This window comes from bacterium, assembly GCA_023150945.1.
Taxonomy (GTDB): Bacteria; Zhuqueibacterota; Zhuqueibacteria; order Zhuqueibacterales; family Zhuqueibacteraceae; genus Coneutiohabitans.
The window spans coordinates 149,067-164,255 of the sequence record JAKLJX010000012.1; the positions used below are offsets into that span (position 1 = coordinate 149,067).

Sequence of the window (15,189 nt, forward strand, 5' to 3'; positions counted from 1 at the left end):
ATGATTTCTGACTTGGGAATGGCCTCCTTTTGATTGACCAGTCTGGTTCTGGCTTTTTAGACGAATCTTGCAGCCAAAGAGTTGTATCGCAATTATGGCTTCGGCTCCCGCCCCTCAGCGAGCTTCTCCGGTACCGTCATTGCGGCGCGCGGATGCGCCAGTTGATAAACCCGCTGCAGCCGCTCGGCGGTCACGTGGGTGTAGATTTGCGTCGTGCTCAGGCTGGAATGGCCCAGCAATTCCTTCACCGCCATCAAGTCGGCGCCAGCATCCAGCAGATGGGTTGCAAAGCTGTGACGCAACACGTGGGGATGCGCCTTGTCGCGGCCCGTCACCTGGGTGAGGTAATGCCGCACGGCGTTGTAAACCTGGCCGGCTGACATGCGCCGGCCGCGAAAATCGAGAAAGAGTGCCTCGCTGTCTTTGGGCTCAACCATGGCCTCGCGCACCCGCAGCCATTCCAGCAGCGCCAGCCGCAACGCGCGCCCCATCGGCACTACCCGTTCCCGGGCGCGCTTGCCGAGCACGCGGATCTGTTGATTGGCGAAATCAAGAGCAGTCACATTGAGATCGACCAGTTCCTGGCGCCGCAGCCCGCTGCCATAGAACATCTCCAAAATCGCGCGGTCACGCACACCCTGCGGCGTCGCGATATTCGGCAGCCGCACAGCCTCGAGCAGCGTTTCCGCGGGCAACAAGCGGGGCAGGCGCCGGGGTTTTTTCAAGGAAACGAGATTGGCAGTGGGGTTGTGCGGCAGGGCACCTTCGCGCACCAGGAACCCGAAAAAGAGCCGCACACTCACCAGCTTGCGGTTGATGGTTGCGGGCGCCAGTCCGGCGGCGGAGAGCGCGCTCAGATATTGCCGCACGCCGGCCCGGCTGACCTCCACGCCGGCATTCATGCTGCTCAGAAACTCGCCGAATTGCCGCAAATCTTGCTCGCGGGTTTCCAGTGTGCGCGGCGCAGCACGGCGCTCGGCACCCAGGTACAGCAGGAATCTCTCCAGCCAGCCGGCGAAGCTCTCAGCCGCCGGCGGCAGGCTCGAAGTAGTCTTCATCGGGAGCGGATTCCAGCTCATGTTTGCATTTGGGGCAGCGGATGTGCAGGCCTTTGGCCTGGGTGTAGCGCTCTTCGGTGTAGGGATTGCCGCATGCCGGACAGGGATTCTTCACCGGCTTGTTCCAGGTCACAAAGTCGCAATCCGGATAACGGCTGCAGCCATAAAACGTCCGGCCGCGCTTGGAACGGCGCTCGACCACCTGGCCGGTGCAGCCCTCTTTCGGGCACGCCATCCCGATGGGGTAGGGCTTTGCCGTCTTGCAGTCGGGGTAGCCACTGCAGGCAATGAAGCGGCCGTAGCGGCCGACTTTCACCACCATTTCCTTGCCGCAGTTTTCACAGGTTTCACCGGTGGCCACCTCCTGGCTGTCGAGCGGCCGGGTGAATTTGCAGTCCGGGTAGCCGCTGCAAGCCATGAAGCGTCCGTTGCGGCCCCAACGAATGATCAGGGGGCGCTCGCATTTGGGGCAGCTCTCCTCGGTGGTTTCCTGCAACTCGTCCTTGATGACGTCCTTGCGCTCCTCGGCGGCCATCACGGCGCGGCTGAAGGGCTGATAGAATTCCTGCACGACTTCCAGGAAATCTTTCTTGCCGGTTTCGATTTTGTCGAGCTCGTCTTCCATGAACGCGGTGAACTCGACGTTGAAGATTTTGGGGAATTGCCGAATCAGGATGCGGTTCACCGTGCGGCCCAGCTCCGTGGGCGCGAGCTGGCGGCCCTGTTTCTCGACGTATTTGCGCGCGGTGAGCGTGCTGATGATCATGGCATAGGTGCTCGGCCGACCGATGCCCAGAGCATCCAGTTCCTTGATCAGGCTGCTTTCGCTGTAGCGCGCCGGCGGTTTGGTGAAATGCTGTTCCGGGTGCAGATCGAGCAAGGTCAGCAGCTCGCCCACGGTGAGTTCGGTGGGCACGTTTGAGTTCTCGCCGTTTTCGTCCTCTTCATCCTTGAAATCGTCGAAGGCCTGCAAGAAGCCGCGAAACACGATGATGGAGCCGGCGACGCGCAGCAGACAGCGGCCGGCAGTAATGTCGATCGAGGTTTGCTCGTAGACCGCGGCTTCCATCTGGCTGGCAATGAAACGCTGCCAGATCAATTCGTAAAGCCGGTACTGCTCGTCGGTCAGGTATTTTTTGATGGCCTTGGGCGCGTATTGCGTGGCAGTCGGGCGGATGGCTTCATGGGCGTCTTGCGCGCCGGCCTTGGCTTTGTATTTCGGCGGCGTCTTGGGTAGATATTCCAAACCATAATCGCGCGCGATCAGTTCGCGCGCGGCCTGCACCGCTTCGTCGGCCACGCGAATCGAGTCGGTTCGCATGTAGGTAATCAAACCGACGCTGCCTTCTTCGCCAAGCTCGATGCCTTCATACAGTTGCTGGGCGATCATCATGATGCGTTTGGCGGTGAACCCCAGCCGCTTTGCGGCTTCCTGCTGCATGGTGCTGGTGGTGAAGGGCGGGGCTGGCTGCCGGCTGATTTTCTTCTTGCGCAGGTCGGCGACTTTGAATTCCTGCCCGCGCAGCTCGGCTGCGATGGCCTGGGCTTCGCTCTCACTGTGCAGCTCCGGCTTCTGGCCGTCGATCTTGACAAGATTGGCGAGAAATGGCGCAGTCTTCTTGCCCTTCAATTCCGCCGCGATCGTCCAGTATTCCTCCGGAACGAAATGGTCAATGGCATCTTCCCGCTCACAGATGAGGCGGAGTGCCACGGACTGCACCCGGCCCGCGCTCAGGCCGCGAAAAATCGTGCGCCACAGAATCGGGCTGACTTGATAGCCCACCAGCCGATCCACCACGCGCCGCGCCTTTTGCGCATCCACCAGGTTGTCATCGATCGGCAGCGGCGACCTCAGCGCTTCCTTCACCGCCCGTTCAGTGATCTCATTGAACCGTACGCGCAGCACGTTCTCATTGCGCGCGGTGATTTCGTCGGCGAGGTGGCGCGCAATCGCCTCCCCCTCGCGATCAGGATCGGTTGCAATGAAGACTTTGTCCACGTCTCCGGCTGCTTTGCGCAGCTCGGTCAGGATCTTGCCCTTGCCCCGAATGGTGATGTATTCCGGTTCGAAACTATCCTCGACCGCCACCGCCAGGCGTTGTTTGGGCAAATCTTTGATATGCCCGACCGACGATTTGACCGTATAGTCCTTGCCGAGAAACTTTCCAATGGTTTTGGTTTTTGCTACGGATTCTACAATGACTAATGCTTTTGCCATGATGAACCTTGTTGCAGGCTGATTTGCGTTTGCAATGAAACAAAAGACCGCAACTCCCTCCGCCGGTCGAGAGTCGTGAGAAGACGACGGGCTCTGGGGTCAAAACAGAAGGGTGGCCACGGGTGTGTTTAACAGTGGCGAGCGCCAGCAAGCCGGCGACGAGACCACAGCGCTGCCGGTCGGCTGGGAGGAGTGCGGAACAGACGGGTTGGGCCAGCAGCCGCCGGCCCGATGATCACAATCAATGAATGACCGACTTGTCTTCGAACCAAACCATCGCCTTGTCATGGGAACCCTCCGCGTTGAACCAGTGACCTGCCACGAGGGTTTTGATGTCTGCCAGCGTAATCGTCGCGACGCCCGTCATCAAGGCCCGCTCGATGACGTGTTCGATCTCGAGGTCGCTCAACAGCCGCAGTTGCTTGAGCTGCAGCAGATAACCGTAGGCTTCCGTGGAAATGATCGCGCGTTCGGCTTCGTGGAGAATGCGAACTGAGCCCGGGCGGGTTGAGCTGGCGGTATACAACAACTCTTCGGTTTCGCTGGGGTAGCGCTCGAACAACCAGGAGAAAGCAAAGCTGATTTCGGACTGCGAATATCCGCGCTGGAGGAGATCGCGGGAAATCAACTCGAGGCGCTCAGGATTGGACTTTTTGCCGCGGATTTCGGCCATAATATAGACCAAAATCTCAACGACGCGTTCGTTCATGCGAATGTTCCTCCAGGTCCCCTCACTGCTCTTCCAAAAGTTGGCCGCAATCTAAGAAAAAAATCCCGAAAAGCAAGAGGTTTTAAGGTTTGTTAGCGAATATTAAACAGTTGACGCACAGCGCGGCGCCTCAATCCCGAAACCCCTCCCGGCACGAGCCCGCCTGCCGGCCACGGGCCCCGGAGTCCCCCTTTCACGCCTGCGCGCCATGACACTTCTTGTACTTCTTGCCGCTGCCACAGGGGCACGGGTCGTTTCGCCCGATCTTCTGCTCCACCACGATTGGCTGCGGCTTGCCGGCCTGTTGCGGCTGCGGCTGAGCGCCACCGCGCGAAGCGAAGCCCATGCCTTCGGTGGCATGGTGCACGGTGGTCACCTGCGGAGGCATACGCCGCCGCACCGGCGGCGGTTCCGCCACCTGCGCCTTGATGACGAACTCCAACACCTGTTCATCGATCTCGCCCAGCATCTCTTTGAACATGCGGAAACCCTCGCCCTTGTACTCGATCAAGGGATCCTTCTGTCCATAGGCGCGCAAACCGATGCCCTCTTTCAATTGATCCATCTCATAAAGGTGCTCGCGCCACTTCTCATCAATGGCGCGCAACATCGCGAAGCGCTCGAGCTGGCGCATGAGCTTGGGCGTCAGCATGGCTTCTTTGCGTTCGAAAACCTCGATGGCGAGGCGGGTGAGGGCCGCGCTGAGATCCTCGCGTCCTAAACCCGGCTTGCTGCGCACGTCCGCGGGGATCGCCATCAAAAAGGTCTTTTGCAGCGCGTTTTGCAGGCTTTCCCAATCCCAGTCGTCGGGGTGATCGCCGGTGGCGTAGAGGGTGACCTTTTCGGACACGTACGACGAAATGATGTCCAGAATCTCTTCGCGCAGGTTTTCGCCGCGCAGGGCATTGCCGCGACGATCATACACCACCTCACGCTGCTGGTTCATGACGTCGTCATACTCGAGCAGATGCTTGCGGATGGAAAAATTGTGGGCTTCCACGCGTTTTTGTGCGCGCTCGATCGAACGGGTCACCATGCGATGGGTGATCACCTCGCCCTCTTCCACGCCCAGGCGATCCATCACGGCGGCAATGCGATCGGAGCCGAACAGACGCATGAGATCGTCTTCCAGCGAGAGATAGAAGCGCGAGGAGCCCGGGTCGCCCTGACGGCCGGAGCGCCCGCGCAACTGGCGGTCGATGCGCCGCGATTCATGCCGCTCCGTGCCGATGATGTGCAAACCGCACGGCACGCTGCCATGGCACTTGTATTCCGCCAGATGCGGGCAGGGTTCCTGATTCGGCTTGGGCTGCACCAGCGCGCAATTGGGATGGGCGACCACGCCACGGCCCAGCTTGATGTCGGTGCCACGCCCGGCCATGTTGGTGGCGATCGTGACCGCGCCCGGCTCGCCGGCGCGTTTCACGATGTTGGCCTCCTGTTCATGATATTTGGCGTTCAGCACCTGATGCGGGATGCCCCGGCGCTTGAGCATGCGCGAGAGCGTTTCGGAGACTTCCACGCTGATGGTGCCGACCAGCACCGGCCGCCGCTTGCCGTGCATCTCGGCGATTTCGTTGATCACGGCATTGTATTTCTCCCGCCGCGTCTTGTAGATCTGATCTTCATAATCGATGCGGCGCACGCGCTCGTTGGTCGGAATGACGACGACATCGAGCTTGTAGATTTCGAAGAATTCCGCCGACTCGGTTTCCGCGGTGCCGGTCATGCCGGCGAGCTTGTGATACATGCGGAAATAGTTCTGCAGCGTGATGGTCGCGAGCGTCTGGGTCTCTTCGCCCACGCGCACGCCCTCTTTGGCTTCGATGGCCTGGTGTAGACCGTCGGAATAACGCCGGCCGGGCATCAACCGGCCGGTGAATTCATCGACGATCAAGACCTTGCCTTCGTTGACCACGTACTCGACATCGCGCTCATACAGCGAATAGGCGCGCAGCAGTTGGGAGATGCTGTGCACGCGGTCGCTTTTCGCGGCATATTCCTCCTGCAGCCGGGCCTTGGCCTCTTCTTTTTGCGCCACCGTGAGATCGTCGCGCTGATTGATCTCATGCAACTTCTCGCCCAGGTCGGGCAGCACGAACATCTCCGGCTCGTTGGGCGAGAGGAATTCCCGGCCCTTTTCGGTGAGATCGATGGTGTGATGCTTTTCGTCGATGGCATAATGCAACTCATCATCGATCTCATGCATGCGCTTGTCGCGCAGGAAATCGCTTTCCACGTCGCGGATGAGCTTTTTGACGCCGGTTTCCTGCAGTGCCTTCATGAAGCGCTTGTTCTTGGGCGCGCCGCGTTCCGCGCGCAGCAACCGGATGCCGGCCTCATATTCATCGTTCTTCTCGCCGGTGGCCAGCAGCTTTTCCGCCTCGTTCACCAACTGGGTGACGAGCTGATTTTGCGCCTGCACCACCCGCTCGACACGCGGCTTCATGGCCGCATATTGCTCGTTGCCGGCGTGCTCCACCTGGCCGGAAATGATCAACGGCGTGCGCGCTTCGTCGATCAAGACGGAATCGACTTCGTCGACGATGGCGAAGTAATGGCCGCGCTGCACCTGATCCTCCGGCCGGATCGCCATGTTGTCGCGCAGATAATCGAAGCCGAATTCGTTGTTGGTGCCGTAGGTAATTTCGGCACGGTAGGCTTCCTGGCGCTGCTGCGGATTCATTTGATTGGTGATGTAGGCCGCGTTCAGGCCGAGGAATTTGAAAATCTCTCCCATCCACTCGCAATCGCGCTGCGCAAGATAGTCGTTGACGGTCACGAGATGGGCACCCTTGCCCGCCAGCGCATTGAGATAGAGCGGCATGGTGGCAACCAGAGTTTTGCCTTCGCCGGTGGCCATCTCTGCAATCTTGCCTTGATGCAGGACGATGCCGCCGATGAGTTGCACATCGAACGGCACCATGTTCCAATCGGTTTCCTGCCCGACCACTTTCCAGGTTCGGCCGCACAGCCGGCGGCACGTCTCCTTCACCACCGCGTAGGCTTCGGGCAGGATCTCGTCGAGTGCTTCGCGCAGCAGCTCGCGCTCCTCCTCCTCCGCCTCGGCCAGCCGGTCGCGGATTTCCTCCATTGTCCGTCGGCCCAGCTCGCTGGCGTGCTCCCGGCCGTTGTCGGCCGGTGGTTCTTCGCCGCGCAGCAACGCATTCAATTGCGCGATTTCGGCGGCGACGTCTTTCGTGACCTCCTGGATGTGCTGCCGAAATTCCAGGGTTTTGGCCCGCAACTCCTCGTCGCTGAGATCACGCAAGGTCACATAAATGCGATTGATTTCGGCGACGATCGGTTGAATCCGTTTGATGTCCCGCTCGTGTTTATTGCCAAAGAATTTGGTGAGGAGATTCATGCCCTCTGACTCGCTGATTCTGGCGTCCTAAACTCGCTTTTGCCTGCCATGGCAAAAGCATTCAATTGATAGTCCATGCCGGTGAGGAATGTTGTCCGCGGCGCCGGCAAAGCCGGCGGCAACCTTTCCACGCCCGCGCTGGTCTGCCGGTTTCACCGGGCCGGCGCCGGGGGGTCAATGGCCGGGGTCGCGCTTCGGGCCTTCGCTCAAGCCGCGCCCTTTTTTGCGCAGACGGCCGGCTTTGCGCAAATCGATCAAGACCGCATCGAGAATGCCGTTGACAAACCGCCCGCTCTTTTCCGTGCTGAATTTTTTGGCGATCTCGATCGCCTCGTCGATGGACACTTTGGGAGGGATGTCTTCGAAGTAGAGAAATTCGCAGATGGCCATGCGCAGAATGAGCTTGTCCAAAATCGCAATGCGGTTGAACTCCCAATTCACCGCTTTTTGCTTGATGAGCTGGTCGAACTCATCCTTGCGCTCGACCGTCAGCCGGAACAAGTCCTCGGCAAAGGTCAACACCGGTGCGGCTTCGGTCTTGCTCAAGATGACGTCGGCGACAATCGCAGCCGGCTCGTTTTCCGACAATTCATGCGCGTAACAGGCCTGCAACGTCAGCTCGCGCGCCCGGCGCCGATCACTCAAGGGTGACATACGAATGACAAAGAATGATATGACTGATCAACTTATCGGTACTGCTGTTTGCATGACAGTTTTTGCAACCGCCGCAATATAAGGAAGTCCGGATTCAGAGCAAACCATTATTTCAGCAGGCTGCGCGCTATGACCAGCTTCTGAATCTCCGAGGTTCCTTCATAAATTTCGGTGATGCGCGCGTCGCGCATGAAGCGCTCGACGGGATAATCCTTCAGGTAGCCGGCACCGCCGTAGATTTGCACCGCCTGCACGCCGCATTGCACCGCCACCTGCGCGGCATAGAGCTTGGCCTGCGCCGCTGCCGTGGAAAAATCCCGGCCTTCGTCTTTGATGGTGGCGGCGCGATACACCAGCAGACGCGCCGCTTCCACCGCGGTGGCCATGTCCGCCAGCATGAATTGAATCGCCTGGAAATCCGCCAGCGGCCGGCCGAACTGCACGCGCTCCTTGGCGTATTTCACCGCGGCCTCCAGGGCGGCTTGGGCAATCCCCACGGCCTGTGCGGCAATGCCGATGCGGCCGCAATCCAGAATCGTCATGGCGATGCGGAAGCCCTGACGCTCTGCGCCGATGAGATTTTCCGCCGGCACCTTCACATTGTCGAAATTCAACATCGCGGTGTCGCTGCTGCGAATGCCGAGCTTCTTTTCCTTCTTGCCGACGGAAAATCCCGGCCTCTCCTTCTCCACCACGAAAGCGCTGACGCCTTTGTGGCCGGCGGCCTTGTCCATGGTGGCAAAGACGATGAAGCGATCGGCATGGACACCGTTGGTGATGAAATTCTTGGTGCCGTTGATGAGGTAGTGGTCGCCCTGCCGTTCGGCGGTGGTTTGCAGATTGCCGGCGTCGCTGCCGGTGCCGGGTTCTGACAGGCAGTAGGCGCCGAGGCGTTCGCCCCGCGCCAGCGGGATCAGGTATTTCTGTTTCAGCGCCTCGCTGGCGAATTTTTCGAGGCCATAGCAAACCAGCGAGTTGTTGACCGACACCACCACGCCCGCCGAGGCATCGACGCGCGACAGTTCCTCGATGACGATCGCATACGAGACCATGTCGGCGCCCTGCCCGCCGTATTGCACCGGCGTCGTCATGCCCAGGTAGCCCAGCCGTCCCAGTTCCTTGATCTGGCGGTGCGGAAATTTCTCCTGGGCATCGCGTTCCGCCGCGTCCGGGGCGAGTTCCTGCTCGGCGAAGCGGCGAATCTCGTCGCGAATATGCTGGTGTTCATCCGTCAAATTGAAATCCATTGTGCCGGCACTCCTCTCTCAAAGTGGTTGAATGATGTCTGGAGGGTGAATCGCATGCGCCGGCGGCGGCGCGCCGCTCGGCAGAATTCGCGGCCGCGGCACCTGCGTCGCAGCGCAAACCGGGCGCCCGCGGCCGCATCACGTGGCCGGCGTGTATGAGTAGAATCCTCTGCCCGTCTTGCGCCCCAGATGCCCGGCCGCGACCATTTTGCGCAACAGCGGACACGGGCGATATTTGTCGTCGCCGAGCTGGGTGTGCAAAACCGTCATGATGTGCAGACAAACATCCAGGCCGATGAAATCGGCGAGCGTGAGCGGCCCCATGGGATGATTCATGCCGAGCTGCATCACGCGATCGACGGCTTCCGGCTCGGCCACGCCTTCCATCACGCAGTAGATCGCCTCGTTGATCATTGGCATGAGCACGCGATTGGAAACAAAACCGGGAAAGTCGTTCACCGCCACCGGCGTTTTACCGAGCTTCTCGCTCAACTGCATGACCGAGGTGAAAGTTTCGGTACTGGTCGCCAGGCCGCGAATGACTTCAACCAGTTTCATCACCGGCACGGGATTGAAAAAGTGCATGCCGATCACTTTTTCCGGCCGTCGCGTCGCGGCCGCCAGTTCGGTGATTGCAATAGAAGACGTATTGCTGGCCAAAATGGTTTGGGCCGGACTCAGCGCATCCAGCTCCGCAAAGATCTTCTTCTTGAGGGTGACATCCTCCGTCGCCGCCTCGACGATCAGCTCGCAGGCGCTCAGACTCTGCAAATTCACCGCCGGCGTGAGGCGGGCGAGAGCCGCCGCCGCGTCCTCCGGCGTCAGGCTGCCTTTCTTGACCTGCCGTTCGAGATTGCTTTTGATGGTGGCGAGCGCGCGTGCGAGCAGCTCCTGCTTCACATCCACCAGGGTGACGTGGTAGCCGAATTGCGCGAACACATGAGCAATACCGTTGCCCATCGTGCCGGCGCCAATGACGCCGAAGTTGTGCATGCGTTTTTCCTTATGACTCTGAGCTCTTCAATCTGCTCTCGTATACTTGCATACCGCCGCGTATCAGCCGGCGCAGTTCCGGGGATTTTTCACAACTTTCAATCACCGCTATCCCCTGGCCCGCGGACGCAACCAAGAGCGCGACGGTTGCCTGCGAATGGAATTCCTGAGAATGCAAATCGTAATCAGCCAGACGCCGGCGGTCATCGAGGCGATGCAACATTCGGTAGAGCTGCTGGCATTCGCTTACGCCGGCATTGTTGATTCTCCCCTGCAATTGACCATGTGCCTGCGGACCAACTGCCGTGTCAAATCCCAAACCCGAAAGCAATGCGACACACCGATGAAAGAGCGCATAGTAAGCACGGCTGGCAGCGGTGCGATAAGCCGCTTCTGACGACAGCTTGAGCAATTGCTGCGCGATCTGCAGGAAGGCTTCGGCGTTCACTCTCAAAGCCCTCCAACCGCCAGACAAATCCTGGCGCCCTTTTCAACCGGAACCTGACTGATCATCTCCCGGTCGAATTTGTTCATCTGAGTCAGTACCTCGGCAACGGTTTCAGAACCCACGACTTCAATCGTAATCCAACTGTTGTTTTCAATCCCCGGATCAATAGCGTGCTCAAACCGGATCTTGCTGACGATGGGAAAACTCTCATACACCAATCGCACCGCCGTCTCCAAGTGTGGGAGCAATTCATTGGCAACGGCAAACTGCCAAACCTCACTCGGAACGTGGTGACCGCTGACCACATGAGTAGGAGGCGCTGATAGCCTTGCGTTCAGAGGTTGTTGCTGAACCTGATCGGCGGCCGCCGGCTCGGTGACGCGATTCGTGGCAGGTGCTGAATCCGCAGCAGAGGAACCGGGTTCTTTTCCGGCGGCAACGTTTCAGGTTGCTGTTGGGTCATTTCTGAATTCACGGTATTCTCGCTGGCTGAACAATTCGAATGTGCACCTTCTTGATCAACCGGCGTTTTCCACCAGCACCGCCGCCGCTTCGCCGCCGCCGATGCAAATCGCAGCCATGCCGTGCTTCTTTTTGTACTCTTGCAGCGCGTGAATCAAGGTGACGAGAATGCGGCAGCCGCTCGCGCCAATCGGATGGCCCAGGGCCACGGCGCCGCCGTGCACATTCAGTTTTTCCATGGGGAGGCCGAGTTGCTGTTGTGCCGCCAGCGCAACCACGGCAAAGGCCTCGTTAATCTCGAAGAGATCGATCTGATCCAGCGTGAACCCCGATTTTTGGAGCAGTTTGGCAATCGCATCGATCGGGGCGGTCGTGAACCACTCTGGCTGCTTGGCCGCGGCGGTTTGACTGAGCAGCTTGGCCTGTGCCTTCACGCCCAGCTTGTCCGCCACTTCCCTGGCCATGACCACGACCGCGGCCGCGCCATCGTTTATTTTCGAGGCATTCGCCGCAGTAATGGTGCCCTCCTTGTCAAAGGCCGGGCGCAAGGCCGCCATTTTCTCGAAGTTGGCCTTCTGCGGTTCCTCATCCTCGCTGATCAAAATCGGATCGCCCTTCTTCTGCGGCAGGGGCACGCCCACGATTTCCTTCCGAAACAGACCATTTGCCTGCGCGGCTTGCGCGCGCCGGTAGCTCATCATCGCGAATTCATCTTGCTGGCCGCGCGGAATACTGCATTCGCGTGCGCACAATTCGGCGGCGTTGCCCATGTGAAAATTGTTGTAGACGTCCCACAAACCGTCTTTGATCATGCTGTCGATCAACTCGCCATGCCCCAGGCGGTAGCCCTCGCGCGCCTTGTTTAACAGATAGGGCGCGTTGGACATGCTTTCCATGCCGCCGGCGACGACCACTTCGGCGTCGCCGACCATGATGGCCTGCGCGGCCAGCATCACGGCCTTCAATCCGGAGCCGCAAACCTTGTTGATGGTCATGCACGTTACCTCGACCGGCAAGCCGGCTTTGATCGCTGCTTGCCGCGCCGGCGCCTGACCCACGCCGGCAGGCAGCACGCAACCCATGATGACTTCATCGACCCGCCGCGGATCGATGCCCGCGCGCCGCACGGCTTCCTTCACCGCCAGCGCGCCCAACTCGGTGGCGGAAAACGGCGCCAACGCGCCCTGAAACGCACCGATCGGCGTGCGGCATGCACCGGCAACTACGACTTCTCGAAATGGCGTTGGCATGGCGAATTCTCCTTTTCAAATCAAGATTCAAACACCACCGGCTCGATCTTCCAATTCCCCTCCTTCTGCTGCAGGAACCCCGCTTTGAGGTGCGCGCCGTGCTCGAAAATCAACAACCACTGTTCCTCGAAGGCCTGCTGCAATATCACCGGTTTCACTTGCATTGTTTGCAGGGGAAACAGATCATAGCCCATCACATAGGGAGTTCTGAGATGGGAGTCCGTCGGTACCAAATCCGCGAGAAAACAAAGCGTGCGGCCGGCGGTTTTGATTTTGATAATGGCATGATCCTGCGTGTGCCCGCCGGTGACGATGCTTGCGATGCCGGGCAGAACCTCTCCGCTGCCGTCCAGGAATTGCAACACCCCGTGCCGCTGCAACGGCACGAAGTTTTCCTGTAGATAGCTGGCGCGGCTGCGCGGATCGGGATTCATGCCGTATTCGTAGTTGCCGCGCTGGCAAAAATATTGCGCATGCTGGAACGTCGGCTCCAAATCTCCGTGTGCATTGCGGCGCGTGCTCCAGCCGATGTGATCGAAATGCAGGTGTGAAAGAATGACGTGCGTGATATCTTCAGGCTTGAGGCCGTGGCCGGCAAGCTCATCCAACAGGGTATGCTCGCGCTGAATGGCGTAGATGCTGGCGAACTTCTCATCAAATTTATCGCCGATGCCGCAATCAATGAGAATTTTCTCTTCGCCACGGAGAACGAGCAGCGAATTCAATCCCAGCAAAATGCGATTCTTCTCATCGGGCGGGTCGTGGCGCTCCCACAACACACGGGGCACCACGCCGAACATCGCGCCGCCGTCAAGGCGAAACGTGCCGTCGGAGAGCAGGAAGATGTCGATGTCACCGAATTTCATTCCGACCGTTCAATTGCAGACAATGGTGAGCGTCCGAACCATTCCACCAATGTCGATTTGAATTGCGAAAAGCTTGCATCTCTGCAATTCTTCAAAGTCACTGTCGCCGCCAAATTTGCATAGATTGCCGAGGATCGAGGCAGACGCGATTTTTTGAGTGCCTCTTCCATGGCTGCCTTTGGATCTTTGGGTTTCTGATTCTCATCTCGTTCATATCTCGCAAGCATTTCCTTGAGCTGCTCTTCCGGCAGCCCCAAAGATCTTGAGACATGGGGAGAGTCTGCCCAAACCCAGATTTCCAACTCCGGGTCTATAACCACAATTTGATTTCTTCCAAGCCAGCCGGCTACGTCGAGGCGCTTTTGAACAATTTGCTGGATTCCCTGGACGGTTTCGGGTGAGCCGCATCCCTCCCGGTCAAAAATGACCAGGGCAAAACGATAAAGCCTGTGGAATGGTCGTAAGAAATCGTGGCATTTGCCAAAAACGCCGGCATCTCTTTCGGGATGCACTCTAATGTCGCAAGAAGGTTTATTGATGCCAAGCGAATTCTCGCGTGTCAGCAGTTGCCTGACCGCGGCTTCCATATTTTTGTCCGGCACGAGGACGATCAAATCTTTCATCCCAGAACTCCCGACGCGAACAATACGCTGAGGTTGACTTCTCCGCGCCAGTCTCTCAGTTGTGGATGCTCCGTTCCGGCGATAATGTCTGTTGCGCCAGTCGGCGTCTTGCCGAAACACAGAATCTGTTCCAATTTTGCCAGGCTCAAAAAAATCGGTGAATGGCTGGCAACCAATACTTGATTGTCATACACTGAAGAAAGCGATTGGTAAACTGCTTCAACTGCTCTTGGGTGCAAGCCATTCTCCGGTTCTTCAATCAAATAGATCGAACCTTCCGAAGGCAAATAGGCGATAAGAGTCAATGCCAATAGTCGCAGCGTTCCATCTGAAACCAACCAGGATGGCACGCGGGTTCCCGTTTGATAGGCTACCTCGAGATACAAATGCCGGTCTTCTTGCCGTTCCTGAACCTCAATTGCCTGAATCTCAGGCAAGGCCGTTTGCACATGGGCAAGCCATTGTCGATAACGTGCCGGATCTTTCTGTAGCTCACGCAAAGCCAGGGGCAGATTCGAACCGTCTGGAACAAAACGTTTCGGCGTCAATGGCGAGCAAGGCTGGCGCATGGCCAGACTGTTCAACGCCAGAACCTGAATCCCTTCCATGAGAAGTCGTTTTGCCCATGTCGAAATGGGGAATTTTTGCTCATCCTCGGGAAGATTTGCCAGCGACGATTTTCGCGGCCCCAACCTGAAGAGATTGTTCCAGTCACCGGACTCGGCTTTAAACCAATCATTCCCCGACTCGCTGATCTTATTGACAACCTTCCGCCATCCCGCCGGAGAATGCTTGCGTGGCGGAATCAAGACGGAATCCACGACCGGGTTCTCATGTGGGAAATCAAGATGCAATCTCAGTTGAGGCGCCTCATCGTGGGGTTGATGTCGACGGGGTGTCACCCCTTCCTCCGACTTCAACCAAAAGACTTCGTTCAGGAGTGCAGCTTCATTCTCGTAAGAGTAACCCAACGCGATTTCATAGCGGCATTCTGTGTAAGCGCCGTTATTCTTTGAGCCATGCAAACGTTCGGGCAAGGCAAACTCGATGGCCAGCTCGAAGCGGTTGCCGAGTCGATTCCAGGTCATTTCTTCAATCGAACGCGCACGCCGGCGAATGCTTTCCTCCGGTCCATGCTTCAGCATGTCGCCGACGAAAGCAATGGCATCCAGGAAGGTTGTTTTCCCGCTCGCGTTCGGTCCGATCAGAATATTGAAGGGAGCGAGCCTCTGGCTTAAACAGCGCAGCGAGCGATAATTGAGAGCTTCGATCAAGCAAATCATGCTGGATAGTC

The 15,189-nt window shown here is 58.5% G+C and carries 13 protein-coding genes; all 13 read right to left on the reverse strand.

Translation table 11 applies throughout. The features are described from left to right. Positions 1–92 precede the first annotated feature (92 nt). The 13 genes from L6R21_16530 to L6R21_16590 all read right to left on the reverse strand — a co-directional run bounded on the left by L6R21_16530 (position 93) and on the right by L6R21_16590 (position 15,169). The gene (locus L6R21_16530; protein MCK6560802.1) at positions 93–1,058 is read right to left on the reverse strand and encodes a tyrosine-type recombinase/integrase; all 966 of its coding nucleotides are present in this window, start codon (positions 1,056–1,058) and stop codon (positions 93–95) included. Further along, the gene (topA, locus tag L6R21_16535) at positions 1,024–3,276 is read right to left on the reverse strand and encodes a type I DNA topoisomerase (protein MCK6560803.1); all 2,253 of its coding nucleotides are present in this window, start codon (positions 3,274–3,276) and stop codon (positions 1,024–1,026) included. Before topA ends, L6R21_16530 begins: the two co-directional genes overlap by 35 nt. 241 nt (positions 3,277–3,517) lie before the next feature. Next, a complete protein-coding gene (locus L6R21_16540; protein MCK6560804.1) occupies positions 3,518–3,985 on the reverse strand; it encodes a DUF494 domain-containing protein in 468 nt (155 codons plus the stop codon). 193 nt (positions 3,986–4,178) lie between these two features. Then, positions 4,179–7,352 carry a preprotein translocase subunit SecA gene (secA, locus tag L6R21_16545; protein MCK6560805.1) on the reverse strand — a complete coding sequence of 1,058 codons (3,174 nt, stop codon included), beginning with the start codon at positions 7,350–7,352 and terminating at the stop codon, positions 4,179–4,181. Between the two features lie 174 nt (positions 7,353–7,526). Continuing rightward, entirely contained in the window at positions 7,527–8,006 is a 480-nt protein-coding gene (gene nusB, locus L6R21_16550) for a transcription antitermination factor NusB (GenBank protein MCK6560806.1), read from the reverse strand. Positions 8,007–8,113: 107 nt separating this feature from the next. After that, positions 8,114–9,253 carry an acyl-CoA dehydrogenase family protein gene (locus L6R21_16555; protein MCK6560807.1) on the reverse strand — a complete coding sequence of 380 codons (1,140 nt, stop codon included), beginning with the start codon at positions 9,251–9,253 and terminating at the stop codon, positions 8,114–8,116. Positions 9,254–9,391: 138 nt separating this feature from the next. Then, positions 9,392–10,246, reverse strand: a complete 855-nt coding sequence (locus L6R21_16560; protein ID MCK6560808.1) for a 3-hydroxybutyryl-CoA dehydrogenase — start codon at positions 10,244–10,246, stop codon at positions 9,392–9,394. Between the two features lie 10 nt (positions 10,247–10,256). Continuing rightward, complete coding sequence (locus L6R21_16565) at positions 10,257–10,694, reverse strand: HEPN domain-containing protein (protein MCK6560809.1); 438 nt, start codon at positions 10,692–10,694, stop codon at positions 10,257–10,259. Between the two features lie 2 nt (positions 10,695–10,696). Then, the gene (locus L6R21_16570) at positions 10,697–10,918 is read right to left on the reverse strand and encodes a hypothetical protein (GenBank protein ID MCK6560810.1); all 222 of its coding nucleotides are present in this window, start codon (positions 10,916–10,918) and stop codon (positions 10,697–10,699) included. A gap of 294 nt (positions 10,919–11,212) precedes the next feature. Continuing rightward, positions 11,213–12,406 carry a thiolase family protein gene (locus L6R21_16575; GenBank protein MCK6560811.1) on the reverse strand — a complete coding sequence of 398 codons (1,194 nt, stop codon included), beginning with the start codon at positions 12,404–12,406 and terminating at the stop codon, positions 11,213–11,215. Between the two features lie 20 nt (positions 12,407–12,426). After that, complete coding sequence (locus L6R21_16580) at positions 12,427–13,272, reverse strand: MBL fold metallo-hydrolase (protein MCK6560812.1); 846 nt, start codon at positions 13,270–13,272, stop codon at positions 12,427–12,429. Further along, positions 13,269–13,895, reverse strand: a complete 627-nt coding sequence (locus tag L6R21_16585) for a hypothetical protein (GenBank protein MCK6560813.1) — start codon at positions 13,893–13,895, stop codon at positions 13,269–13,271. Before L6R21_16585 ends, L6R21_16580 begins: the two co-directional genes overlap by 4 nt. Next, positions 13,892–15,169 (reverse strand): ATP-binding protein, encoded by a 1,278-nt coding sequence (locus L6R21_16590; protein MCK6560814.1) that lies wholly within the window; start codon positions 15,167–15,169, stop codon positions 13,892–13,894. The genes L6R21_16585 and L6R21_16590 overlap by 4 nt, the downstream gene beginning before the upstream one ends. Positions 15,170–15,189 lie beyond the last annotated feature (20 nt).